Genomic DNA, 22,657 nt, shown 5'->3' on the forward strand with positions numbered 1-22,657 from the left:
AATCATTATAACTACTGAGATTCAGGCTTTTCTATTTCGTCCCTAATTGTGGGACAGCAGTGAGCGATGCTCCCTTTTTTTGTGCCAGTAAAAACACTAAAAGCCTATAAAAGCAGGGTTATTTCGTTCGGGTTGTAAATACGGACTGCTAAAAAACGCACCGGAACAACGTTATCGATAGCCGTAATCCCTTGTTTTTAACTGACTTTTGTCCCTTCGATGTGTTGTAAGCCTTGTTTTTTGTTGTTACTTTTGAACTGCGTTACCTGACTAACTATTCTGGAGATAAGCGTAATGGCAACGGCAAAGAAGAAAGCAACTGCGAAAAAGTCGCCAGCTTCCCGTAAAAAGGCGCCAGCGAAAAAGAAATCAACCGCGAAAAAGGCCCCGGTTTCCCCAGCCGTAGCACGCGCGAATGAAGCGCTGGCCAAACTACAGAAGGGTCTCGAGGCAGAGAAGAAAGCGTTGGAAAATGCGCGTAAGAAGGTGGACGCTGCGCGTAAGCAAGCGAGCAAGAACGCCACGGCTGCCAATAAGCGTGCCGTCAAAGCGGCTCAAAAAGCTTCTGCAAAAACGGCCGAACGTATCAAAGCCATGCGCGGCAAGGTTGCTGATGCCAAAAACCGTGCGGGTGAGGCAGCTGAAGCTGCCAAGTTGAAAGCAATGAAGTTGGCTGCCGAAGAAAAGAAGCTTGCTCACAAGGCCGAGCTCGCTGCCAAGGCGGAAGTAGACAAAGCCAAGGCGGCTGCCAAGCACGCAGAAAATTGGGTTAAAGCGCGCGCCAAAGCAGACGCCAAAAAGCTGACCGCGCTGGAAAAACGCCTGGCCAAGAAAATTGTCGCTGCGGAGAAGAAAGCGTTGGCCAAAGCCAGGGCGGCAGAGAAGAAGGCTGAAGCCAAGGCGCGCGCGGTCGCCAAGAAAATCGAAGCGGCGTTAAAAGGCAAGAAGCCGGCGAAGAAGAAAACGGCGGCCAAGAAAGCGACTCCCAAAAAGAAAGCAACGCGTAAGGCTGCTCCCAAGAACAAGGTAAAGGCAAAGGCTAAGGCAAAGAAAGCGCCTGCCCGTAAGGCCAAATCCAAGGCTAAAGCTAAGTCTAAAGCCAAGAAGTAGGTCGTGACCGCCTGATCGAGCCCGCGACCACAACTGGCCGCGGGCTTTTCTGTTTCAGGCTGCGTCGAATTCCAGCAACGCGTCTGGTCAAGTCGTTAGCGCGCTTATCTCGTTAAGATTAAGAAACGCTGCCTGGTCTGCCGCAAAGTCCACCTCGATCGCGCCGATCTGCCCGTACCACTTGCGCACAGCGCGCTCACCGCTGTCCAGAAAGGGTGATAGCGAATGCAGAGCGCTGACCCGCAGCAAGGCACAGAGATACTGCCCGGCATTACCCGTGTGGGCATAGCTTACCTGCGCATGCAGGTTGGTGTGCAGGATAGAATGCAGGCGCACCGCAAGGTCGGTTGGTAATTGAGGTGTGTCGCAGGGTACCAGCAATACATACTTCCCGGACAGCACCGTACGCGCTGCCTCCAGACCCGCCAGTGGGCCTTGAAACCCTGGCCGCAGATCGGCGGGTGTCAGCGGCGCCAGTGCGCGATAGATTTGGCGATTGCGGTTGCAACTAATCATCAGGTCACACACTTGCGGCGCAATGCGATCGATTACGTGGTCAATGAGCCTTTTTCCTTGCCATAGCAGCAGACCCTTGTCTTCACCGCCCATACGACGGCCTGCGCCACCGGCAAGGATCAAGGCGGATATGTTGCTGGCTGGATGATGCTGAGTTGGTAAATCGCGCACTGAGAGGTTCTTACCTTAGTTCTGCTGTGGGATAATCCAAGCTTAACACCCACCTCTGGAATGAATCACGACCTCCATGAATAACATTCTGGCTATTGAGACCGCAACCGAGGCCTGCTCCGTTGCCTGGTCAAGCGGTGATCGTGTGCAGCAGCGCCACGAGATTACCCCGCGTCAGCATAGTCAGCGACTGTTTGGTATGTTGAATGAATTGCTTCCAGACGGGCGTCTCCGGGAACATGGAATAGAAGCCGTGGCTTATGGGTGCGGCCCGGGTTCTTTTACCGGTTTGCGGATTGCGGCAAGCGCTGTGCAAGGCTTGACCTATGCATCGGGCCTGCCCGCAGTACCTGTTTCCACGCTGGCAGTGCAGGCACAAACCGCGCTGCGCCATGGGCTTGTCGACGACGGGCAGTTGATACTGAGCAGCCTGGACGCGCGTATTAACGAAATCTACTGCGCATGGTTTCGCGCCGAAGCCGGGGGCGTACTGGCACTTACGGGGCCGCAAGCCTGCCATCCCGCGCAGGTTCGGTTGCCGACTGGGGCCGCGAATGCGGTTGGGATAGGCAGTGGTTGTCAGTTCATCGAAGACATGCCGCCGGCAGTGAAGGCGTCTCTTGGCGAGATGGCGGTAGACCTGCTTCCCGAGGCCCGTGACCTGATCCCATTTGCGATTGAGCAGTTGGCCAGGGGAGATGTCCAAACGCCTTTCCAGGTTCAGCCCGTTTATGTGCGCGACGAAATAAATTGGAAGAAGATTCCCCAGCAGGGTAAACGGGCATGATCGACTGGTTACAGGCGTTTATCCTGGCTGTTGTGCAGGGTCTGACTGAGTTTCTGCCCATCTCCAGTTCAGCGCACCTGGTAATACCGTCCCTGGTTCTGGATTGGCCTGACCAGGGCCTGGCTTTTGATGTGGCGGTGCATGTAGGCACTCTGGCCGCAGTAATTATCTACTACCGTCGTGACCTCGTGGCGATCACCCGCAATTGGTTCGCTTCCCTGGCGGGGGCCGCACCAACTGCAGACAGCCGTACCGCCTGGTATCTGTTAGTCGCGACACTACCCGTGGGTTTAATGGGCGTACTGGGAGGCGATGCCATAGAGGCCCATGCGCGCAACCTGCCAGTGATTGCGACCACGACGCTGGCTTTTGGCCTGTTGCTGGGACTGGCTGATCGCCACGCCCAGCGTACACCGGGAAGTCGCCCGTTGGGCCTGCGTGTTGCTCTGTTGATCGGCCTTGCCCAGGCACTCGCGCCCATTCCCGGCGTGTCCCGCTCCGGCATTACCATTACCGCGGCACTGCTCTTGAATATGAGTCGCCAGGAGGCCGCCCGGTTCTCCTTTCTGCTCTCCATCCCCGTGATAACAGGGGCCGGATTGTTAAAGGGCTGGGATTTGGCAAACGGGGCTGTGGCGGTGGACTGGGCGTTGATAGGGTCTGCGGCGCTGCTTTCCGGCGTGACCGCCTATCTGTGTATCGCCTTGTTCCTGCGCTTGCTGGACCGGGTCGGGCTGATGCCTTTTGTTTACTATCGGATTGCACTGGCGGCGCTACTGTATTTTCTGTGGCTGGGCTGACAAGGAGCGAGAGAGTGAAAGTGGCATTTGTGGGCCTGGGCGTAATGGGATTTCCCATGGCCGGTCATCTGCAGCAGGCGGGGCACGAGGTCACGGTGTATAACCGTACCGGGGAAAGAGCACAGGCCTGGAGTCGGGCCTACGATGGGGACTGCAAGACAACGCCGCGCGAGGCTGCTGTCGGTGCGGACCTTGTCATACTGTGCGTCGGTAATGATGAGGACGTGCGCAGTGTGTGCTACGGCGATGATGGCGTGCTTGGCGCAATGCACCGGGGCAGTGTGCTGGTTGATCACACTACCGCGTCAGCAGAGCTGGCAAGGGAGTTGTTTGACCGTGCCGCAGAGGTGGGAGTTGGTTTCCTGGATGCACCGGTTTCCGGTGGTCAGGTCGGCGCCGAAACGGGTGCGCTCACGGTGATGGTGGGGGGCGAACGAAGCGCCTTTGACGCAGCCGAAGCGGCTCTGCAGAGCTATGCCCGTTGCCTGCGCCTGCTGGGCCCGGCTGGTAGTGGTCAACTGGCAAAAATGGCTAACCAGATCTGCATTGCCGGTATTGTGCAGGGATTGTCTGAGGCACTGGCATTCTCTGAACAGGCAGGGCTGGATACAGCCGCTGTTATCGAGGTTATTTCGCGTGGCGCGGCACAGTCATGGCAAATGGAAAATCGTTACCAGACTATGCTGGCCGGCGACTACGAGCACGGCTTCGCCGTTGACTGGATGCGCAAGGACCTGGGTATGGTGCTGGCGCAGGCCTCTCTCATGGGCCTGCAATTACCCGTAACCGAGCTGGTAGACGGATACTACGCAGACGTACAGGCGATGGGTGGCGGCCGCTGGGATACATCAAGCCTCTACGCGCGTATGCGTGCTATCGCTGAAAAGGAGTCGTAAAAATGGAGTCCGTTATGTCTGAGCAAGAGCAGTTTAACCAGGAGCTCTGCGGCTTCCTGTCGCAGGCGGTGACGCCTTTTCACGCCGTGGCCGAGATGGCGGAGCAACTGCGCTCAGCAGGTTATTCGCAGCTGGTGGAGGATGAAAGCTGGACGCTGGAGGCGGGTGGCCGGTACTTTGTGACCCGCAATGGTAGTTCGATTATCGCCTTCGGATTGGGCCGTGAGTCTGGCCCCGCCGAGGGTCTGCGGATGGTCGGTGCGCATACAGACAGCCCGTGTCTGATGGTCAAGCCCGCCCCCGAAATCGTGAGGCAAGGCTATTTGCAACTCGGCGTCGAGGTTTATGGCGGCGCGCTGCTGAACCCCTGGTTTGACCGTGACCTGTCTATTGCAGGCAGGGTCAGCTACCAGTGCTCCCAGGGTCAGTTGCGGACAGCGCTGATTGATTTTCGCGAGCCTGTAGCCGTTATTCCAAGCCTGGCAATACACCTGGATCGCGAGGCTAACAGCAGCCGCAGCGTTAACCCGCAAAAAGACATTCCGCCGCTTCTGTGCCAATTGCCAGAAAACGAAAAGGCTGACTTTCGTGCCCTGTTGCGTGAGCGCCTGCTGGAAGAGCATGCCGATTGTGGCGTAGACAAAGTTCTGGACTATGAACTGTGCTGTTACGATACCCAGGCGCCAGCCGTGGTCGGATTACGTAGGGAGTTTATCGCATCAGCCCGGCTCGATAATCTGTTGAGCTGCTATAGCGCATTACGCGGCCTGCAAGACTGGGACGGCGCTGCCAGCGTACTGCTGGTCTGCAATGATCACGAGGAAGTTGGCTCACGGTCTGCAGCGGGCGCAAATGGTCCCTTCCTTGCGTCGGTGCTCAAGCGAATCGCGGTAGAGCGTGAAACCTACGCCGCCCTGACCGAGCGGTCAATGATGATTTCAGCTGACAATGCGCATGGTATTCACCCCAACTTTGCAGACCGTCACGATGAAAACCATGGCCCCAGGCTGAACGGCGGGCCGGTGTTAAAGGTCAATGCCAACCAACGCTATGCATCCAATAGCGAGACCACTGGACTGTTGCGCATGCTAGCGGAAAAAGCAGGCGTTCCGTTACAGTCTTTTGTGGCGCGTACTGATATGGGTTGCGGTAGCACCATTGGGCCGATAACCGCCGGTGAAGTGGGGGTCAAGACACTGGATATCGGTGTGCCCACCTTTGCCATGCACTCGATTCGGGAACTCGCGGGCAGTGCCGACGCGACTAACCTGGCGCGGCTGTTAACGCATTTCTACAATCTTCGGGGCAGCCTGGGGGCCAGTTGAGGCGATCGTGCGTGCGCTGTTGCTTTCCGCCTATGCGGCCCAGAGCCATCGCTACTGGCAGGCAGGTTTGCGGCAGATGTTTCCGCAGTGGTCATGGACGGAACTGGAACTGCCACCCCGACACTTTAGCTGGCGGATAAGGGGCAACCCGCTTTACTGGAGCATCGCCGAGCGGGAAGCCCTGCTGGCGCCACATGATGTGCTGATCGCGACTTCCATGGTAGATCTTGCCACCCTGCGTGGCCTGGTGCCCTCGTTGGCTGACATTCCTACATTGCTCTATTTCCATGAGAACCAGTTTGAGTATCCGCAGAACGACCAGCAGCACAGCCTGCTTGAGGCGCAGATGGTCAGTTTGTATGCAGCGCTAGCAGCGGACGGACTTGCGTTCAATTCTCGCTACAATCTGGAGTCCTTTCTCGCCGGGTGTGAGCGGCTCCTGGGGCGACTGCCAGATCGTGTCCCTCCGGGCATTGTTTCTCGTTTGCAATCAAAGGCTGTCGTATTACCTGTGCCTTTACTGCCGGCGCAACAGCATCCGCCTGAGGGCGGTAACTTTGCACAGTGGGAACCGGGGGCCTTGCGTTTGCTGTGGAGCGCCCGCTTTGAGCACGATAAGGGTGGCGAGGGATTGTACCGCCTGCTGCAGGCGCTGGAGCAGATGGGCACGCATTATCAGTTGGCTGTCACCGGGCAACAGTTTCGCAATTCCCCACCCGTTTTCGCGCAGATTCAGCAGCGATTCTCCGGGCGCCTGGTGCAGTTCGGTTTTGTAGCGCGCAGCGAGGACTATTCCACCCTGCAACACGAGGCCGATGTCGTGATATCCACGGCGCTGCATGAGTTTCAGGGGCTGGCAGTGATGCAGGCGGTCGCCGCGGGCTGTGTGCCGGTCGTGCCGGATCGGCTCGCTTACCGGGAAACCTATGCGCATGAATTTCGCTACCCATCCTGCCCTGATGACCCGGCTCTGGAAGCTACCGGTGCGGCGCAGCTGCTGTCGAATATAGCCACACAGTTGCCCGAGTCTCCCGACCTTTCAGCTTATACCCTCAGTCCGTTGCGGGTGCGCTACCAGCGTATTCTATGCAACCTGCAGGATAGCCAGCCTCAGCCAGGCTAGGTATCGTTGTCGGCTTTTTGCGGACACACCGATTGTCATGGCCAAACAACGCGTTCTAACCGGCATGACGATCAGCGCTACGCCCCACCTGGGCAACTGTGTCGGGGCCATCGGGCCCTCTATAGAAGCCTCCTGCGATGACTCGCTTCAATCGTTCTTCTTCCTTGCTGATTATCATGCCCTGATCTGACGGCCCCGGCCGATGTATACAAGGGAAGACGAAACGACATTCTGGATCAGCGAGCCCCGGTGAAAGTCAGAACCATGATTCAGAGGAAAGTACACCACCTTCGGGTAGCGGTCTAACCTGGAGTAGCAACTGGCAGAAAAGTCTCTCTTGGAGAACGACCAGATTGGTCCCATATCCTTTGCCGACGTACCCTACGGAGCGCCGACTGACCGAAATTAATTCAAAACTGTCTGGATAAGCTATCCAAACACGATATTCGTGAGACTACAGTCTGTACCAGAAATTTATGGTACAGGTGTCACTTATGTTGCCGACGTCAGGGCTGTCCACCCCGTCAACAGAAGCGCATTTTGATCTGTACTCGATCAGGAGAATGAACACGTGATGAATTTGCAAGATCGGGTAATCGTGATCACTGGGGCAGGCTCCGGGATTGGGCGACAGCTGGCTGTACAATTCGCTACGGAAAAGTGCCGCCTGGCACTGTCCGACATAAACCAGAAGGGTCTTGATGAGACCGTTGCGTTATTGAACATTGACCCCCACAAGGTAGCCTCATTCATAGTCGACGTGTCTGATCGTGAAGCTACTGTTGCGTTCGCACGCCTCGTGATGGAGAAGTTTGGTCAGGTCGATGTACTGATCAACAATGCGGGTCTGACCTCTGTCGGCTCGATTCACGCAGTGTCCTATGAGGCATTTGAACGCGTTATCAGCGTGAACATGTGGGGCGTGGTCTATGGCTGTCGAGCATTCCTGCCGTACCTGAAGGAGCGGCCGGAGTCCGTCCTGGCGAACGTATCCAGTATTAATGGCATGGTTCCATTCGCAGATAACGGCCCTTACAATATGTCTAAATATGCTGTTTACGGACTCAATGAAACGCTGATGATGGAATTACGGGATACATCAGTTCGGGTGCTCAGCATTCATCCCGGAGGAATCAGTACAAACATTGTCAATAATTCTATTGGTGCTGATACGAGAACCCGGGAGGGTTTTGCCAAACTCGCTAAAACCACACCAGAACAGGCAGCTGTCGCGATAGTGAACGCAGTGAAGAACAAGAAGCGCTACTTGTTTATTGGTCGGGATGCGAAATTTATGCAGTTAATGAAACGTTTTTCACCCCGCCTGGCCCTGGGCTTTTCCCTTTGGATGACTGCGCGTGTCCTGGCGAGTGAAAATTGATGATGGATAGAAAGTACGGGAGAAGGTCATGAGCAGTGACCAGGAAGCCCTTGAAGAGCAGTTGCAATCGACCCCCATGAAACGCTGGGGTGAAGCAACGGATATCGCCGGGGTTGCGATCATGTTGGCTTCTCAGGCAGGCGAATTTATCACCGGACAAATTATCCCTGTAGATGGCGGCACCACCTTAGTCAACTAAGCGATGATTCCAGAGACGCCAAGGCCCCGATGACCTCTCTCGTGAGCTGAAGTCAAAATTCCGCCTACTTCAGTGTCCTCAGAGTTGAAATTATAGAATTCGGAGGGCGCGGGTTACCGGCAAAATGGCTGATATTAATTCGCTGTTGTCCGATTCGAATATTCCTAAGAGTTAGTTCAAAAACTACCCTGAAAGCTGTACTAGAAGGACGCTTTTATGGAAGTTACAGCCAACCTTGGTATTCTCGCTCAGTTGATCGCGCAACGCAGCGCCGAGCTGCCTGATGTGGATATCACGACATTTGTCGACGAACGTAGTGGTGTCGTTGAGACGCGAAGCTACCGGCAGCTGAAAGAAAATTCTCACCGGCTGGCAGCTTACATGATAGAAAAGGGTATGCAGAAGGGTGACCGTTTCGCGGCGATCCTGTGCAACCACCCGGAGATGGTAGAGGCGCTAATTGCCGCGTCTGTTGCCGGTTGTGTGCTCGTTCCTATCGACCCAAGAACGAAAGGTGACAAGCTGGTTTTTATCCTGAAGGACTCCGGCTGTAAGGGTCTTATTTGCGCCGACTACAATGCCGAGGCGGTCGATCAAGTTCTTGAACGTACTGCTGTAAGCTGGGTGCTGCACAAGGGAGATGCGACCTTCTCTGACGGTGTTAGCGCCGAGCGCTATGACCTCGCCATCGCCGGACAACCATCGGATATTGAAATTCGTGCCACCTCCGAGCAGGATCCTATTCAGATTCTATACACCTCCGGAACAACGGGTGATCCAAAGGGCATCCTCAAGTCGAATCAGGAATTTGTCCAGGTCGGCCAGGTTTTTCCCATGATCTCCCCGATAGCCGAGGATGATATTTTTTATACAGGCTTATCTTTGACCCACGGTAACGCTCAGGGGCTTACGCTGGCCATTTCCCTGTTTACTGGCAGGCCTGGGGTCTATTCAGTGCGATTTACCAAGTCTCGATTGTGGGAAACTATTCGCAAGTACGGTTGCACCCGTTTCAATCTTCTTGGCGGTATGACCGCCGCAATTTATTCTGAGCCGGTTAAAGCTGATGATGCTGATAACCCGGTGCGGCAGGTGCTTTCCGCGGGCATGCCGGCGGCTATCTGGAGTGATTTTGAGAAACGCTTCGACCTGACACTGTTTGAGGCCTTCGGCGCTGCAGAGGGCGGGCTATTCTGGAATGATGGCAGCGGCCCTGTCGGCAGTCTGGGTAACATGCTCAATAATCCGTTGTATGAGGCTAGACTGGTGGATGATGAAGACCAGGATGTAGGCATCGGTGAACGGGGTGAACTTATCTGGCGCAATCGAAACGAAAACCCGGTTAGTGTCACCTACGTTAACAAACCAGAGGCATCGGCAGAAAAAGTGCGTGACGGCTGGTTCCGCACCGGCGATATCATGCATGCGGATGAGAACGGCTGGATGTTCTTTGACAGCCGCAAGGGTGGCGGAATACGCCGCAACGGTGATTTCATCAACACTGGGTTCGTCGAGAAGGTTCTCGCTGAGCACTCACAGGTTGACGATGTATTTGTATACGGCGTGCCCGCTGCTAATGGCACACCGGGAGAGAAAGACGTGGTGGCTGCCATCGTGCCGCATGACCGCGATGCCTTTGATCCCACCGACGTATTCGCCAAATGTAGGGCGGAACTAGAGGCAAACTTCGTTCCGACATACCTGCACCTGGTTTCCGCTATACCCAAGACGGCATCGGAGAAACCGCAAGAGCGTTTCCTGCTGGAGATGTTTTCCAAGGATAGCGAAGACGTGATTACCGAATAACACAGTCTTGTGCTCGGCAAGAGCGTGGAGTGCAAGCAATCAATTATTGATCGATACCCCCAGTATTAGCTAATAACACAGAGGCAAACAATGAGCGCTACTCAAAATCTTATAGAGGAACTCGGTTCCCGTACCGGCATTGAGGCCGGGCTGGGCGAAGAGGCGACAATGATCGCTGACATGGTACACAGATTCTCTGCTGATGTGCTGCGACCCATTGGCAAAAAATTGGATCGTATGTCGCCGGAAGAGGTTATCGCCAGTGACTCCCCTTTGTGGGACGTTCATCGACGTTTTGCCGAGTTGGGTATGAGCAGTGCCGCGTTGGCGGAGATGGATCCGGCCGAAGCAGCCATTTTGACCTCCCTGGTTTTTGAAGAGTTGGCCTGGGGCGACCCCGGGCTGGCTGTATCCCTGGGTGCCAGTATGGTTCCTTTGCGAATGGCATACGCCTTCAACAACAAGTTTCTGATTGAAAACATCCCCCCTGAGGCGATTGGTTGCTGGGCGATTTGCGAGCCGGACCACGGTAGTGACATGGCCGATTACGACGGTCAGGCATCGCTTCCCGGTGCACAATATAGCCGGCCCAATTGTATTGCCACCATCAGTGGCGATACGGTGACTATCAATGGTCAGAAAGCGGCGTGGGTATCCAATGGCACCATAGCTGAATATGCGGCACTGTTTTGTGCCTGTGATCGGGGTAACGGTTTGGAGAAAGTCGCTCTGGTTGTGCCGCTGGATCTGGAAGGCGTGAGCCGTGGCAAGCCACTGGACAAACTGGGACAGCGGGCATTACCCCAGGGGGAAATCTTCTTTGACAATGTCACCCTGTCCACTGACTGGCTGTTGGCACCCCCTGAAATGTACAACACCGTAGCGCGCGTCCAACTGACAGACGCTAATGCGGGTATGGGAATGATGTTCGCAGGGCTTGCGCGGGCAGCTTTCGAGCTGGCATTGGACTATGCCCACGAAAGGAAGCAGGGCGGTGGATACCTTGTACAGCACCCGGGTGTTCGCGCACGCTTGCTGGATATGTTCCGACAGGTTGAAGCATCGCGGGCCCTCGCACGCAGGGCGGGACTGTTCAATACCACAGAGAAACCCAAGGCGCTGGTGGGCGCGATCTCCGCCAAGATTACCTCTACGCAGGCGGCATTTGATGTGGCCAACGATGCCCTGCAGATGTTTGGTGGTAATGGCCTCACCAAGGAATATCCGGTTGAGAAACTGTTACGCGACGCGCGAGCCGCCCTGATCGAAGATGGCAGTAACGACGTGCTGGCCATCAAGGGTGGATCGATGCTCGTACAGGAGGAATGACATGCCCCGTCGATGTATCCGCAGTAAAGTTCCAGAAACGGACTGGTATTGACAGGCGAGATATATAGGAGGTAGTTTCGAGCACTCGAGATAACAGCATTAACTGCAAAGAGGGTAGTGCAGCCGGGCCGCGCCGGCAGGAATATTTATGGTCCAATCTTCCTCTCGCATATTCGCAATTACACTGAGAAAAGCCCATTCCTATATGAAGGGGCTGGGCGTCGAGCCTGAGGTTTTGCTAGCCAATACCGGCCTTAGCGCTGCCGATCTGGCGGATCCCTACAAGTTAATCAGCGAAGAACAGGCTCGCAACTACTACCTTAATCTGATCAACGCGACAAATTGCGAATCCGTGGGCCTTGAAATTGGCTGGAGAACATCCCTCTCCGACCTCGGTCCCCACGGTATGGCAATGTTGACTGAACGTACCGGAGGTGAGGCGCTACGCAAAACCTGGGAATTGCGCGATAACTATAACCTGCTCATCAACTGGCGATATTCAATTACCGATAACCTTGTCCTTCACACAATTCAGTCGGCTGAGGAGGATCCCAGATTGCGCTTGTTCCTCGTGGAGCGGGCGTTGGCGACGATCCAGGCCAATACCGAAGAAATGTTTGGGGAGGCCATGCAGCCTCTGCGGCTGACACTGGATTACCCGAGGCCTGAACATGTAGCGTCCTATCGCGAAAAATTTAACTGCCCGATACAGTTTTCTCAGGAATTGACACAACTGTATTATCCACAGGAGTGGGAGCATCGGCTTCTGGAGACATATGACCCGGAAGCCGTAGAAATACTCGGTACATTGCGAGCCAGTCTCCACAACAAGCTGTCTTCGGAAGTGGATGTTGTCGAGGAGGTAAGGCTGGCGCTGCGTCGTAAATCCGGTGAATTCCCCAGCCTGGAACGTATTGCGGAAGGCCTGGCTATGTCCTCCCGTACGCTGCACAGGAAACTGGGGCAACGGGATGTCCGGTACCAGGATCTGCTGGACGATGAGCGACGACGAATTGCCGAGGATCTTCTACTGAATACCGGCATGAATATCCAGCAGATTGCGGTGCAGTGCGGTTTTTCCGACGCACAGAACTTCTCACAAGCCTTCCGACGCTGGCGTGGCAAATCCCCAAGCGAGTTTCGCTCCTCTCAAGATTAGTCCGTTCAAGTTGGCTCTGCCGTAGCGTTATCGGCGCTTTCTCGTACTGTCTGAAATTAATACGATATTGACGGCATAGGCTATCCCTATTGTGCACGGCAACTTCTAGTATCTACTACCAATGAGGCTGTAGTCGGAACTGTAGTCGCGTAGCTTTTAACGGGGATTGAACATGAGTGATGTGTATATCGCAGGAATAGCGATGACCGTTTTTGGACGGCATCATGAGCGCACGCTTGCCGATCTTGCCGGAGAAGCGCTCAACGGAGCGGTATCGGATGCAAGCTGCCAGAAGTCTGATATAGGTTCAGCTTTTTACGCAGGTATGACCAATGGCCCCCTGCAAGGGCAGGTGGCTATCCCGGGTCAGGTAGTGTTCAGTAAGATCGGTTTGCTAGGCATTCCCATGTTCAATGTGGAAAATGCCTGCGCATCTGGCAGCTCGGCATTCAACCTGGCAGTGCAGAGCCTCAGGGCGGGCAGCACTGATGTCGCACTGGCAATCGGGGCCGAGAAAATGAATATCCCCGACAAGATGAAAGCCTTCGCCGTGTTTGATGGGGGCTGGGACATTACCCGGGCGGAAGAGAACTACGAGACCCTGATAACCATGGGCGAGGGCGTTGAGGTCCCAGACGGTAGTGAATCGGACAGGCCTTACAGCAAGTTTATGGCTATCTATGCGGCTATGTGTCGCTACCATATGAAAAACTATGGGACGACCCAGCGGCAAATCGCCGCAGTGTCGGCGAAAAACCACACGCATTCTGTGCACAATCCTTTCTCACAATTCCGTAAACCCTTTAGTGTCGATGAGGTGATGGGTGCACCCCCCATAACCTATCCTCTCACTCTGCCGATGTGTGCGCCCCTGTCCGACGGCGCAGCTGCCGCCATTCTCTGTACCGAGGATGGCCTTGTACGAATAGGCGCTGACAAGCGCAGGGCTATCAAGGTTGGCGCCAGTGTTATCCGGTCTTTTACAGACCGTCCAATGAACAAGCCGGAGCTTGGGGTAAGCCACCTGGCGGCAAAGGAGGCCTATGAGATCGCAGGGCTGGGCCCAGAAGATATGGATGTAGCCGAAGTGCACGATGCTACTGCCATGGGTGAAATTGTCCAGGCCGAGAATCTGGGTTTTGTGAAATTCGGTGAGGGCGGCCCTGCAGCTGAGCGAGGCGATTTTACCCTTGGCGGTCAAATTCCGATTAATACATCCGGCGGTCTGGAGTCCAAGGGCCATCCCCTGGGCGCTACCGGAATCGGCCAGCTCTATGAACTGGTAACCCAACTTCGCGAAGAGGCAGGTGCGCGTCAGGTAGCCGGTGCACGGCACGCGATACAGGAAAACGGTGGAGGCATGCAGGGCGTGGAAGAGGCCGTGGTGGCCATCCACATCCTGTCACGATAGATAGGTGGAGATGGAACCGTACAGGGGTAAGGGCGTTGTCATTACCGGGGCAGCTTCCGGCATTGGAAGAGCGCTTGCAATTGACCTGGCGGCGTCGGGTGCCAGGCTCGCACTTACCGATGTAAATATTGATGGGCTGGAAGAAACGAAGCGCCTCTGTGGGGATGTAGTCTGTAACATCTACAGAGTGGACGTTGCCAACCGGTCTGAAATGTTCGGAGTAGCCGATGCCGTCAAACATGACTTAGGCGAAGTCGACTATTTATTCAATAACGCCGGTGTTGCGCTGGCTGCGTCTATAAATAATTCCACCATTGAAGAGATCGAATGGATTGTCAATATCAATCTCTGGGGCGTGGTGTATGGAACCAAGGCCTTTCTTCCTGTTTTTCTCTCACAAGGGGGCGGCCACATCGTTAATATTTCCAGTGTAATGGGGTTTGTCGGCTACCCGGGTCTGGGTGCTTATTGTCTGACCAAGTTTGGCGTTCGCGGGTTTACAGAAACACTGTGGCGTGAGTTAGAGGGCACAGGTGTTTGCGCTACCAGCGTACATCCCGCAGGCACCGCGACCGGAATCACTCATGGCTTCCGCATGGGCCAGTATGCCGATGAAGAAGATCGCAAGAACGTGGAGCGCCAGGCGCGTGGGCATTCAACGACGCCTGAGCAGGCGGCCAGGAAGATTCTGGCGGGTGTCGCCAGGCGCAAGAGAAGAATTATTGTCAGTAATGGCAGTTGGATCATCCAGTTTCTCTCACGGATGTTTCCGTCATCATACCCGACGCTGATGCGGCGACTGGGTGCTTAATCGAGGCAAGCCATTGCCATATAAAATTGGAGAAAACATATGAATACAAACACCTACCCAGTCGTTGTCTATGGGGCCAGTGGTTACACCGGGCGCCTGGTCATTGAGTATCTTCGCGAGTACGGTATCCGTTTTGTCGCCGTGGGCCGTAATCGTGCTCGTGTCGAGGAGGCGCTACAGCTTATTCCCGGCATTGAAAACGCGGAATACCAGGTGGAAGAGGTGGAGCACTCTGTAGAAGCGCTGACAGAACTGCTGCGCGACAAGAAAGTGATATGCAACACCGTGGGGCCATTTTCCCGATTTGGCGAGACGGTTGTCGAGGCGGCGCTGGCCGCCGGCTGTCACTACCTGGATACCACTGGCGAACAGTCCTGGATGATTGAAATGCAGGACAAGTACCATGAAAAGTACCAGGCAGCCGGGCTGGTGTGTTCACCAGCTACGGCCTATATGTACACCGTGAGTGATATCGCTGCGAGAATCTGCCTGGAAACATCGGGTGTGGATAGTCTCGATGTACGTTTCTCCACAGCGGGCCTGCCCACCATTGCCTCAACCCAATCGGTGGTGGATATGTGCCGAGTGCCGTCCTATTACCTGGAGAACAACGAGTTGGTGCCCTATCAGGAAGCGTTCCAACTCGCCCCCATCTCCATTCCGGGATCGGGCGATATTCTGAACTCCGCCCAGTGGGCCGGGGGCTCACACGTTGCCTTTTTTCGGTCAGACAGCCGCGTTCGCAACTGCAATATGCGCTTTGCGCCAAAGAACCAGGTGATGCTGGATAGTCTGAAAGAACTGGAGCTCGCCTATAAGGTGCAACTGCAGTGGTTACCCGAGGAGATGCAGTATCAGGTTCTCGATCAGATGGCTGGACAGGTTCAGGGAGATTGGCCGCCGCGAGAAAATCGCCAGGTGAATCGCTTTGTAGACTGGTGCTACGGTCGCGGTAATAACGTCTCTGCGAAATGTGTGATTCACGGAACTTGCAGCTATCAGATCACTGGCCTGCTGCAGGCTTATAGCGCCATGCGTCTCCTTGATGAGGCCCCTTCTGTCACTGGATTCAAGTCAATCAATGAGGTGTTAGGTCATCGCGATGTACTGGCTGCATTGCAGGGCTATGGCTATGTGTCGGCTGTGGAAGAAACCACGGTCTGAAGCCTCTCGTGGACGATTGATCAACAAACAGGAAATACTGAAAATGACTTATACAACTTTGAGTACTGAAATCAACGGCGCAGTGATGCGTGTAAAATTGAACAACGGTGACGTTAACATGATGTCTGCCGGTATGGCCGGTGAGCTGTTCGCGCTGGTAGGCGGACTTGCGGTAAATCCCGACATCAAGGTGGTGGTGTTTGAGAGCGACAATCCTGATTTCTTCATCGCCCATTTTGAATTGAATGACATTCTAAAATCCATTGCCGGCGATCCGGCAATGCCCGCCAGCAAGTATGCCGACATCAATATTTTGCAGTCGCTGGGCCTTTCGATCAATGCATTGCCGCAGGTGACAATCGCCAAAGTTGACGGCATCTGTAGGGGGGGCGGTATGGAACTTATTCTCGCAATGGACATGGTGTTTGCTTCCGAGCAGGCCCGTTTCGCTCTGCCTGAGGCCAGTGTCGGCTTCTTACCCTCCGGTGGCGGTGCGACCCTGCTTCCCGCCAGGGTCGGCCGTGGTCGAGCCCTGGAGATTATGCTCACAGGGCGTGACTTCTCAGGAGCCGAGGCGGAGTCTTACGGACTGGTTAATTGCACTTTGGAAGACAGTAAAGCACTGGATGCGTATGTGGATGGCGCGGTGGAGCGCATCCAGAATGTGCGCATTGAAGCCATTAGTGCGGTGAAAGCCACAGTCAAAAAACCGTTTGAGGGCCTGCGTGGCGGCCTGCTCGCCGGGTTTGCCCAGGAGAATGCGTCCATGGTTGAGTGTATCTCCGACCCCCAGGTATTCGCAGCGCTTCAGGCGCTGGCGGCGAACTCGGGGACACGAGAGACTGAACTGGAACTGGCGGACACGATTGCGGGCATTTTATGAGAATCACAATCATCTCGGCTATTGCAGGCCTGTTGCTGCTGATAAACCCTATTGCCGGACTGACGGAAGAAAGGGCACAACCTCAGGACGATTGGCGGGAAAGTTACGCCTACAACCTGGGCGTGGCGGCCATGCACTACAGCTATCCCTATCTGCGTATGGCACAGGTACGCTGGAACTGGACCATGGCAGAATCCCCGCATCCGGAGGTGCAGCCAAATGATGCCCTGAACCAGTTCTGGCATGCCTCCAGGCTGACCGACGCTGATTGGGTAGAAGGCGGCGCCCCCAACAACGACACACTGTACTCGATCGCCATGCTCAAGGTGGTCGATGAGCCGTTCATTCTCTCAGTGCCAGAGATGGATCGATATTATACTTTCCAACTGGCCGGTATGGACTCAGACAACTTCGGCTATGTCAGTGAACTCACGCACGGCCGTAAAGGTGGCCACTATGCGCTGTTGCCACCGGGTTGGAAAGGCGAACTGCCCGATGGCGTGGAGCCCGTGGCTGAGGTCCCGTCTCCCTGGATACTGATCGCCGGGCGCACTTATACCGCAGGGCCGCAAGACCTTGCCGCTGTGCGCTCCCTGCAACGCCAGTACCGCGTGGCCCCATTGAGCCAGTGGGGAAACGCCGAAGTGCGTTCGCCAGAGGCCGAAGTATTCGAACCTTTCGATCCGGCTGTGGATAAACTGGCCGTGTGGAAAACCATTAACCGCATGCTGAGCGAAAATCCTCCACTGGGGGACGAAAAAGCCCTGATGCAGTTCTTCAAGGAAATTAATATTGGACCCGGGCTGGATGTAGAGGCCCTTGATGAGGCATCTCAGCGAGGCCTGGCCCGGGCCGCGAAAGAAGGACTGGCCCAGATCAAACAGCTGCACATGGCCGGCGCAGGTGAACTTGTGAAGCGCAACGGATGGGTTTACAGCACAGCTCTGGGCAGCGCTGGTGCGCAGGGTGATTTCATGACGCGTACCCTGCACCAGTCCTATGCCGGAATCGTCGCCAATGATCCCGAGGAGGCGATATACTATGGTGGTTACCATGGCAGTGACGGTAAGCCGCTGAACGGCAGCAAGCGTTACCGCATGCGATTCCCTGCCGGCAGTGAACCGGATGTGGATGCCTTCTGGTCGATAACCTTATACGACGACAAGGCTAACATGGTCCAGAATGAGATCGGGCGCTACTCCATTGGTGACCGCTCGAGGGGGTTGGTTCGGGACGCCCAAGGTGGCCTGACTATAGCCATCCAGGCCGATGCACCGGTCGATGAGCAGGTGAACTGGTTGCCGGCCCCCAAGGGTCCGTTCTGGCTTGTCCTGCGGACTTACCAGCCGGGGCCCAGCGTGCTGAATGAAGAGTGGTCGCCGCCAGCGGTTACACCTGGTAAGTAATGGCGGGATCGGTACCGCTAAATCCAATTTGCTGGATTTCAGTTGACCCACGTCAAAAGCGCGCAACTAGTAGGCGCAGAGTAGGCGAAGGCGGCACATAATGATAACTTAAGTTGGTCTCGGTTTAGTCGTGCCCCTACACTGTTTAAGACGCTCGCGACGACAGTGGCAAGCCTTCGGGCGAGAGTGGAGTTTTCGAGTCTTCTTCGTACCCGTTGTGCCTAACCCGTTTAAGCGTTAAAGCCCGACTCCAGGGTAACTGAATTAATGCTGGGAATGATGTTTCTCGGCTCGACTCTTTTCAATGTTGTAATGCAGCACCCCTGAGGATGAATGAAGCGATGTCTTTTACTACCAAAGGAACCCTCTTAGTTTCACTGCTACTGATTAGTCCCTTGAGCCTTTCCGCGCCGGCGGATGGTCATGCCGATCCGGGGAAGGGCAGTTTAGAGTCAATAGCAAAGGCAGCGCAAAACCCCGTAGCTGCGATGATTAGCGTGCCCTTCCAGAACAATACCAATTTTAATGTTGGGCCTGAGGAAGAAACGCAGAACATACTGAATATTCAGCCCGTCATACCGTTTAGCCTCAATGAAAACTGGAACCTGATTACTCGCACGATTATTCCTGTCATCTCCCAACCCAGGTTCGCGCCTGGCCAGGATCGCGAGAACGGAATTGGCGATGTACAGTTCTCGGCATTTTTATCGCCAGTACAACCCACTTCTGGCGGCTGGATATGGGGCGCAGGACCTATTGCCCAACTTGATACTTCCAGCGATGATCGTCTGGGGGCGCAGAGGTGGGGGCTGGGGCCATCAGTCGTTTTTCTGAGGCCAACTGGGGCCTGGGTTTATGGTGCACTCATTAACAATGTTTTTGATGTTGGGGGTGATGACGACCGCGATGACATCAACCAGATGCTGATACAACCCTTTGTCAATTATAACTTTCCCGACAAACCAGGACGCTATCTGACCTTTGCGCCAATTGTCACGGTAAACTGGGAAGCAGATAGTGGCGATAAGTGGACCGTGCCACTGGGTGGAGGTATCGGGCAAATTATTAAATGGGGCAAAACGCCTGTCAATTTGCAGGCCTCAGCCTACTACAATGTTGAATCACCGGAAAACGGTGCGGATTGGCAGATGCGACTACAGTTGCAGTTTATGTTTCCAAAATAGGCCTTAAAACATAAAGAATGAAACCGAGGATTTGTGGTAATGAAAAAAGTTAGAAGTTGCCTTCTTGGCACTATGATAGTCGGCACGGTTAGTCTGTTTAAGCTGCCGGCACTCGCCGCCGACCCCATTGTTGTAAACGTCGACAATTTTGTGCGTGCCGAAACAGCCGTAAATTTCAATAAAACACTAAAACTTACTAATGGCGAGGTTAATAAACTCTTTCACTTTAGAGAGCCTATGCCGTTGGACGATCCAACCGTTATACGAAGCAATCGAGATACACTTTACAGTGGTGCCATAGTCGATATCAGTAAGGGTGCCACCCTGACCATTCCAGAAACGAACGGCCGTTATGTATCGGTGATGGTCGTAAACGAGGATCACTACCTCAACAAGATGTATCACGGGCAAGGCACCTATAAACTGACCATGGATGAGTTTGATACTCCTTATGTCAACGTAACGATACGCACGCTTGTAGATGCATCCGATCCTGAGGATGTCAAACAGGTGAGGGCCATTCAGGATGGGATGGTACTACAGGCAAACTCAGCCAAGCCGTACACGCACCCACAATATGATCAAGCCAGTTATGAGGCAGCCTATAAGGCGGTGATTGAGTTAAGTCGTTTCCTTCCCGATACCAAGCGGACATTCGGCAAGAAAGAGGACGTCAGCGAAGTTCGTCACATGCTGGGAACAGCCATGGGCTGGGGGGGCTTGCCTGAACATGAGGCCTACTATCTCACCATTGAACCCAATCTCCCCGTGGGAGCTTATGAGCTCACCGTCAAGGATGTTCCGGTAGACGCTTTCTGGTCAATCAGTCTCTACAACAAAGACGGCTATTTCCAGGAGAATGAATACAACGCTTACAGCGTCAATAGTATTACCGGTACCCCCAACGAAGACGGTTCTTTTACCGTTCATTTTGGCGGCGATCCCGAAAGCGTGAACTACCTTTACATTATGGAAGGGTGGAATTATTCGGTTCGCTTGTATCAGCCCCGCAAGGAAATCCTCGAAGGGGAGTGGACCTTCCCTGATGTTAAGCCCGTTCAGTAAAGCCTTGGGGCTGGCTAACAGGACAGTAGCGGTTCCCCACATTTTTATCCACCTTGGTTTAATGGGATGGGAAATATGAAATCAAAAATCCAGAAAATAATTCTTACGCTGCCGGTCATGGCCGTGACGGCAATCGCTCAGGCAACATCTCCTTATATGGGCAGTGATGTAACGCTTACTACAGCGCCGAATGGTGCCATCGCCAGAGAAGAGGTTGTAACGATAACTCCTCAAATCACTTATGCGGAACCCACCATCGATAAAGTTGCCGAAGGTATCTGGTCTATTGGAGGGTACTCTCTTGCTAATACATCCGTCATTGAGGGGGATGACGGCCTAATAGTGTATGACACGGGGGACACCCGGGAAGAATCAGAGCACATACGCAAAGCTATTGAGTCAATCAGCGACAAGCCGATCAAGGTGATTATCTATAGTCACTCTCACTATGCCATGGGTGCCGGAGCCCTGGTCGATAACCCGGAGGACGTAGTTGTTATTGGCCATCCAAAGCTCAATGAAACAGTTGATAGCAGCCTTAAAGGTGGAGGTGCACCTTCTGCCATCCCGGAGGTCGGCCCTATCCTGACTGCCCGCACAATGTCGCATTTTGGCTTGCTCTTGCCAGAAACGGGTCCGGATGCAGGTGTTGCTGCCAAACTGGACATGGGGAAGCCTATCGCCTTTTTACCTGCCACCAGGACTGTCAAAGATGGTGAAGAACTGGAACTGCTCGGCGTTAAGCTACAGTTTTTCACAGAATATATGTCTGATGATTACAATCTGACCGTATGGGTGCCAGAAAAAGAAGCTGTTTTGAATAATTTTCTCTGGCCTGGCACCCCAAATCTTTACTCACTTCGTGGAGCTGTTTACCGATCACCTTTGGATTGGCGTGATGGCCTGAAAGTTATTCGCGATTTACAGCCTGAGATTCTGCTCAATACGCACACACGCGCTGTTGTGGGCCAAGAAAAAGTAATGAAAACATTAACGCTCTATATGGATATGATGAGTTTTACCTACGATCAAACCTTGCGTGGAATTATGCGAGGAATGGGGCCTGATGATCTACGCCACTTTGTAACTATTCCCCCACACTTCAATGAAATACCAGAGAATTTCCAGGGATACGGAGAGACAGTCCACTTTCCTGAAGCAATTTATCAGTATGTTATTGGTTGGTTCGACTGGGACAGTACCAAGCTGTTTAAGATTGCCCCTGAAGAAGCTGCTTTACGTACCGTTGACCTGATGGGCGGTAAAAAGAAAGTCCTTAAAGCGACCAGGGCGGCATTTGATAAAAAGGAATTCGCCTGGGCGGCTGAGCTCGTTCAACATCTTTACTTGCTGGATAGGAATGATAAAGAAATACGCCAACTCAAGGCTGATATCTTACGGCAACTGGCATACAGAACTACCGGCTCTATTTCAAGGGGCTTTCTCTTGAGCGAAGCTCTGGCCCTTGAAGGGAAAATCAAAGCGCCCTTAGTCATTCTTCCTTCTCCTGAAATTATTGCAGGGTCTCCAGCGACCTTCGTGGATTATTACCGCATTTATATAGATCCTGGTAAAAGTAGAAACACCGACAAGGTCATTGAGTTTGTATTTACGGACCAGGAAGAGCAGAGAGTTGCCCTGCACATCAGAAGAGGCATCGTTGAATTTGTTCCAGAGCCCTCAAATTATCTGAAACAAGCTGATTTTGTGTTGGAATTGGACGGCAAAACATGGGCGGAACTTTATTTGAATTCAACCACTTTAGGCGAGGCTGTTGCGAGCGGGAAGGTGAAAGTCGAGGGCAATCAAAAAGACCTGACAGTGATTTTTGACATGTTCGACAAGTTTGAGCCAGCGAAAAATTTTCTGGTGCCGCCACTGGAGGGGTGATTGTTGAAAGGAAAGTACTGTTGTCGAAAACAGGAGCGAAAAATCGAACGCCACTAACGTCCTAATGCGACTTTATGGCCCACTCGAACCGTGGTTCGAAAAAACCTGGCAGCCGGGTGATTTCGGGCTTGTTGAGTAGCCGTCTACCATTGCGACGGCCGTGCCGCTGGTGTTGCTAACGCCAGCTACACTCAATAATACAACCGCCTGACATTGAGCGTCAGGTATTGGCACACGATAC

General features: G+C 54.1%; 20 protein-coding genes and 1 pseudogene. 20 read left to right on the forward strand and 1 reads right to left on the reverse strand.

The window, feature by feature from the left end; translation table 11 throughout:
- Positions 1–294 precede the first annotated feature (294 nt).
- Positions 295–1,110: a hypothetical protein gene (locus C0039_RS10505; protein ID WP_101518033.1), complete on the forward strand. Its 816-nt coding sequence runs from the start codon at positions 295–297 to the stop codon at positions 1,108–1,110.
- Between the two features lie 87 nt (positions 1,111–1,197).
- Here the strand turns inward: C0039_RS10505 and mobA are convergent, their stop codons facing one another.
- Positions 1,198–1,797, reverse strand: a complete 600-nt coding sequence (mobA, locus tag C0039_RS10510; RefSeq protein ID WP_133125980.1) for a molybdenum cofactor guanylyltransferase MobA — start codon at positions 1,795–1,797, stop codon at positions 1,198–1,200.
- Between the two features lie 76 nt (positions 1,798–1,873).
- Between mobA and tsaB the strand changes: the two genes are divergently transcribed.
- The 19 genes and pseudogenes from tsaB (at position 1,874) to C0039_RS10605 (ending at position 22,416) form a co-directional block, all read left to right on the forward strand.
- Complete coding sequence (gene tsaB, locus C0039_RS10515) at positions 1,874–2,584, forward strand: tRNA (adenosine(37)-N6)-threonylcarbamoyltransferase complex dimerization subunit type 1 TsaB (protein ID WP_101518035.1); 711 nt, start codon at positions 1,874–1,876, stop codon at positions 2,582–2,584.
- Entirely contained in the window at positions 2,584–3,384 is an 801-nt protein-coding gene (locus tag C0039_RS10520) for an undecaprenyl-diphosphate phosphatase (RefSeq protein ID WP_423810685.1), read from the forward strand. Before tsaB ends, C0039_RS10520 begins: the two co-directional genes overlap by 1 nt.
- Before the next feature lie 14 nt (positions 3,385–3,398).
- Positions 3,399–4,280 carry an NAD(P)-dependent oxidoreductase gene (locus C0039_RS10525; protein WP_076001539.1) on the forward strand — a complete coding sequence of 294 codons (882 nt, stop codon included), beginning with the start codon at positions 3,399–3,401 and terminating at the stop codon, positions 4,278–4,280.
- Positions 4,281–4,294: 14 nt separating this feature from the next.
- A complete protein-coding gene (locus C0039_RS10530; protein ID WP_076002434.1) occupies positions 4,295–5,605 on the forward strand; it encodes a M18 family aminopeptidase in 1,311 nt (436 codons plus the stop codon).
- Between the two features lie 7 nt (positions 5,606–5,612).
- The gene (locus C0039_RS10535; RefSeq protein ID WP_101518037.1) at positions 5,613–6,728 is read left to right on the forward strand and encodes a tRNA-queuosine alpha-mannosyltransferase domain-containing protein; all 1,116 of its coding nucleotides are present in this window, start codon (positions 5,613–5,615) and stop codon (positions 6,726–6,728) included.
- Positions 6,729–6,765: 37 nt separating this feature from the next.
- Positions 6,766–6,915, forward strand: a pseudogene (locus tag C0039_RS10540) (tryptophan--tRNA ligase); the annotation flags it as partial.
- A gap of 387 nt (positions 6,916–7,302) precedes the next feature.
- Positions 7,303–8,109, forward strand: a complete 807-nt coding sequence (locus C0039_RS10545; protein WP_243391599.1) for an SDR family NAD(P)-dependent oxidoreductase — start codon at positions 7,303–7,305, stop codon at positions 8,107–8,109.
- A gap of 28 nt (positions 8,110–8,137) precedes the next feature.
- Positions 8,138–8,308: an SDR family oxidoreductase gene (locus C0039_RS10550; RefSeq protein ID WP_207796418.1), complete on the forward strand. Its 171-nt coding sequence runs from the start codon at positions 8,138–8,140 to the stop codon at positions 8,306–8,308.
- A gap of 216 nt (positions 8,309–8,524) precedes the next feature.
- Positions 8,525–10,114: an AMP-binding protein gene (locus C0039_RS10555; protein ID WP_076001536.1), complete on the forward strand. Its 1,590-nt coding sequence runs from the start codon at positions 8,525–8,527 to the stop codon at positions 10,112–10,114.
- A 90-nt stretch (positions 10,115–10,204) separates the two neighbouring features.
- The gene (locus C0039_RS10560) at positions 10,205–11,443 is read left to right on the forward strand and encodes an acyl-CoA dehydrogenase family protein (protein WP_101518039.1); all 1,239 of its coding nucleotides are present in this window, start codon (positions 10,205–10,207) and stop codon (positions 11,441–11,443) included.
- Positions 11,444–11,591: 148 nt separating this feature from the next.
- Complete coding sequence (locus tag C0039_RS10565; protein ID WP_084179893.1) at positions 11,592–12,602, forward strand: AraC family transcriptional regulator; 1,011 nt, start codon at positions 11,592–11,594, stop codon at positions 12,600–12,602.
- A 172-nt stretch (positions 12,603–12,774) separates the two neighbouring features.
- Positions 12,775–14,013, forward strand: coding sequence for a thiolase family protein (locus C0039_RS10570; RefSeq protein ID WP_101518040.1), 1,239 nt, complete (start codon positions 12,775–12,777; stop codon positions 14,011–14,013).
- A gap of 10 nt (positions 14,014–14,023) precedes the next feature.
- Complete coding sequence (locus C0039_RS10575; RefSeq protein ID WP_076001532.1) at positions 14,024–14,824, forward strand: SDR family NAD(P)-dependent oxidoreductase; 801 nt, start codon at positions 14,024–14,026, stop codon at positions 14,822–14,824.
- Between the two features lie 39 nt (positions 14,825–14,863).
- Positions 14,864–15,988 carry a saccharopine dehydrogenase family protein gene (locus C0039_RS10580; RefSeq protein WP_076001531.1) on the forward strand — a complete coding sequence of 375 codons (1,125 nt, stop codon included), beginning with the start codon at positions 14,864–14,866 and terminating at the stop codon, positions 15,986–15,988.
- Between the two features lie 43 nt (positions 15,989–16,031).
- A complete protein-coding gene (locus C0039_RS10585) occupies positions 16,032–16,871 on the forward strand; it encodes an enoyl-CoA hydratase/isomerase family protein (RefSeq protein ID WP_165787093.1) in 840 nt (279 codons plus the stop codon).
- Positions 16,868–18,277, forward strand: coding sequence for a DUF1254 domain-containing protein (locus tag C0039_RS10590; RefSeq protein ID WP_101518042.1), 1,410 nt, complete (start codon positions 16,868–16,870; stop codon positions 18,275–18,277). The genes C0039_RS10585 and C0039_RS10590 overlap by 4 nt, the downstream gene beginning before the upstream one ends.
- 341 nt (positions 18,278–18,618) lie before the next feature.
- Entirely contained in the window at positions 18,619–19,461 is an 843-nt protein-coding gene (locus C0039_RS10595; RefSeq protein WP_207796419.1) for a transporter, read from the forward strand.
- Positions 19,462–19,500: 39 nt separating this feature from the next.
- Positions 19,501–20,526 carry a DUF1214 domain-containing protein gene (locus C0039_RS10600; protein ID WP_207796420.1) on the forward strand — a complete coding sequence of 342 codons (1,026 nt, stop codon included), beginning with the start codon at positions 19,501–19,503 and terminating at the stop codon, positions 20,524–20,526.
- A gap of 75 nt (positions 20,527–20,601) precedes the next feature.
- Positions 20,602–22,416, forward strand: coding sequence for an alkyl sulfatase dimerization domain-containing protein (locus C0039_RS10605; RefSeq protein ID WP_165787094.1), 1,815 nt, complete (start codon positions 20,602–20,604; stop codon positions 22,414–22,416).
- Positions 22,417–22,657 lie beyond the last annotated feature (241 nt).

It is taken from the genome of Pseudohalioglobus lutimaris (assembly GCF_002866825.1).
Lineage (GTDB): Bacteria > Pseudomonadota > Gammaproteobacteria > Pseudomonadales > Halieaceae > Halioglobus > Halioglobus lutimaris.

Excerpts from the sequence above, each read along its gene's own strand:
- C0039_RS10505 (WP_101518033.1), top strand. The coding sequence starts at position 295 with ATGGCAACGGCAAAGAAGAAAGCAACTGCGAAAAAGTCGCCAGCTTCC.
- tsaB (WP_101518035.1), top strand. The coding sequence starts at position 1,874 with ATGAATAACATTCTGGCTATTGAGACCGCAACCGAGGCCTGCTCCGTT.
- C0039_RS10530 (WP_076002434.1), top strand. The coding sequence starts at position 4,295 with ATGTCTGAGCAAGAGCAGTTTAACCAGGAGCTCTGCGGCTTCCTGTCG.
- C0039_RS10545 (WP_243391599.1), top strand. The coding sequence starts at position 7,303 with ATGAATTTGCAAGATCGGGTAATCGTGATCACTGGGGCAGGCTCCGGG.
- C0039_RS10550 (WP_207796418.1), top strand. The coding sequence starts at position 8,138 with ATGAGCAGTGACCAGGAAGCCCTTGAAGAGCAGTTGCAATCGACCCCC.
- C0039_RS10555 (WP_076001536.1), top strand. The coding sequence starts at position 8,525 with ATGGAAGTTACAGCCAACCTTGGTATTCTCGCTCAGTTGATCGCGCAA.
- C0039_RS10560 (WP_101518039.1), top strand. The coding sequence starts at position 10,205 with ATGAGCGCTACTCAAAATCTTATAGAGGAACTCGGTTCCCGTACCGGC.
- C0039_RS10565 (WP_084179893.1), top strand. The coding sequence starts at position 11,592 with ATGGTCCAATCTTCCTCTCGCATATTCGCAATTACACTGAGAAAAGCC.
- C0039_RS10570 (WP_101518040.1), top strand. The coding sequence starts at position 12,775 with ATGAGTGATGTGTATATCGCAGGAATAGCGATGACCGTTTTTGGACGG.
- C0039_RS10575 (WP_076001532.1), top strand. The coding sequence starts at position 14,024 with ATGGAACCGTACAGGGGTAAGGGCGTTGTCATTACCGGGGCAGCTTCC.
- C0039_RS10580 (WP_076001531.1), top strand. The coding sequence starts at position 14,864 with ATGAATACAAACACCTACCCAGTCGTTGTCTATGGGGCCAGTGGTTAC.
- C0039_RS10585 (WP_165787093.1), top strand. The coding sequence starts at position 16,032 with ATGACTTATACAACTTTGAGTACTGAAATCAACGGCGCAGTGATGCGT.
- C0039_RS10590 (WP_101518042.1), top strand. The coding sequence starts at position 16,868 with ATGAGAATCACAATCATCTCGGCTATTGCAGGCCTGTTGCTGCTGATA.
- C0039_RS10595 (WP_207796419.1), top strand. The coding sequence starts at position 18,619 with ATGTCTTTTACTACCAAAGGAACCCTCTTAGTTTCACTGCTACTGATT.
- C0039_RS10600 (WP_207796420.1), top strand. The coding sequence starts at position 19,501 with ATGAAAAAAGTTAGAAGTTGCCTTCTTGGCACTATGATAGTCGGCACG.
- C0039_RS10605 (WP_165787094.1), top strand. The coding sequence starts at position 20,602 with ATGAAATCAAAAATCCAGAAAATAATTCTTACGCTGCCGGTCATGGCC.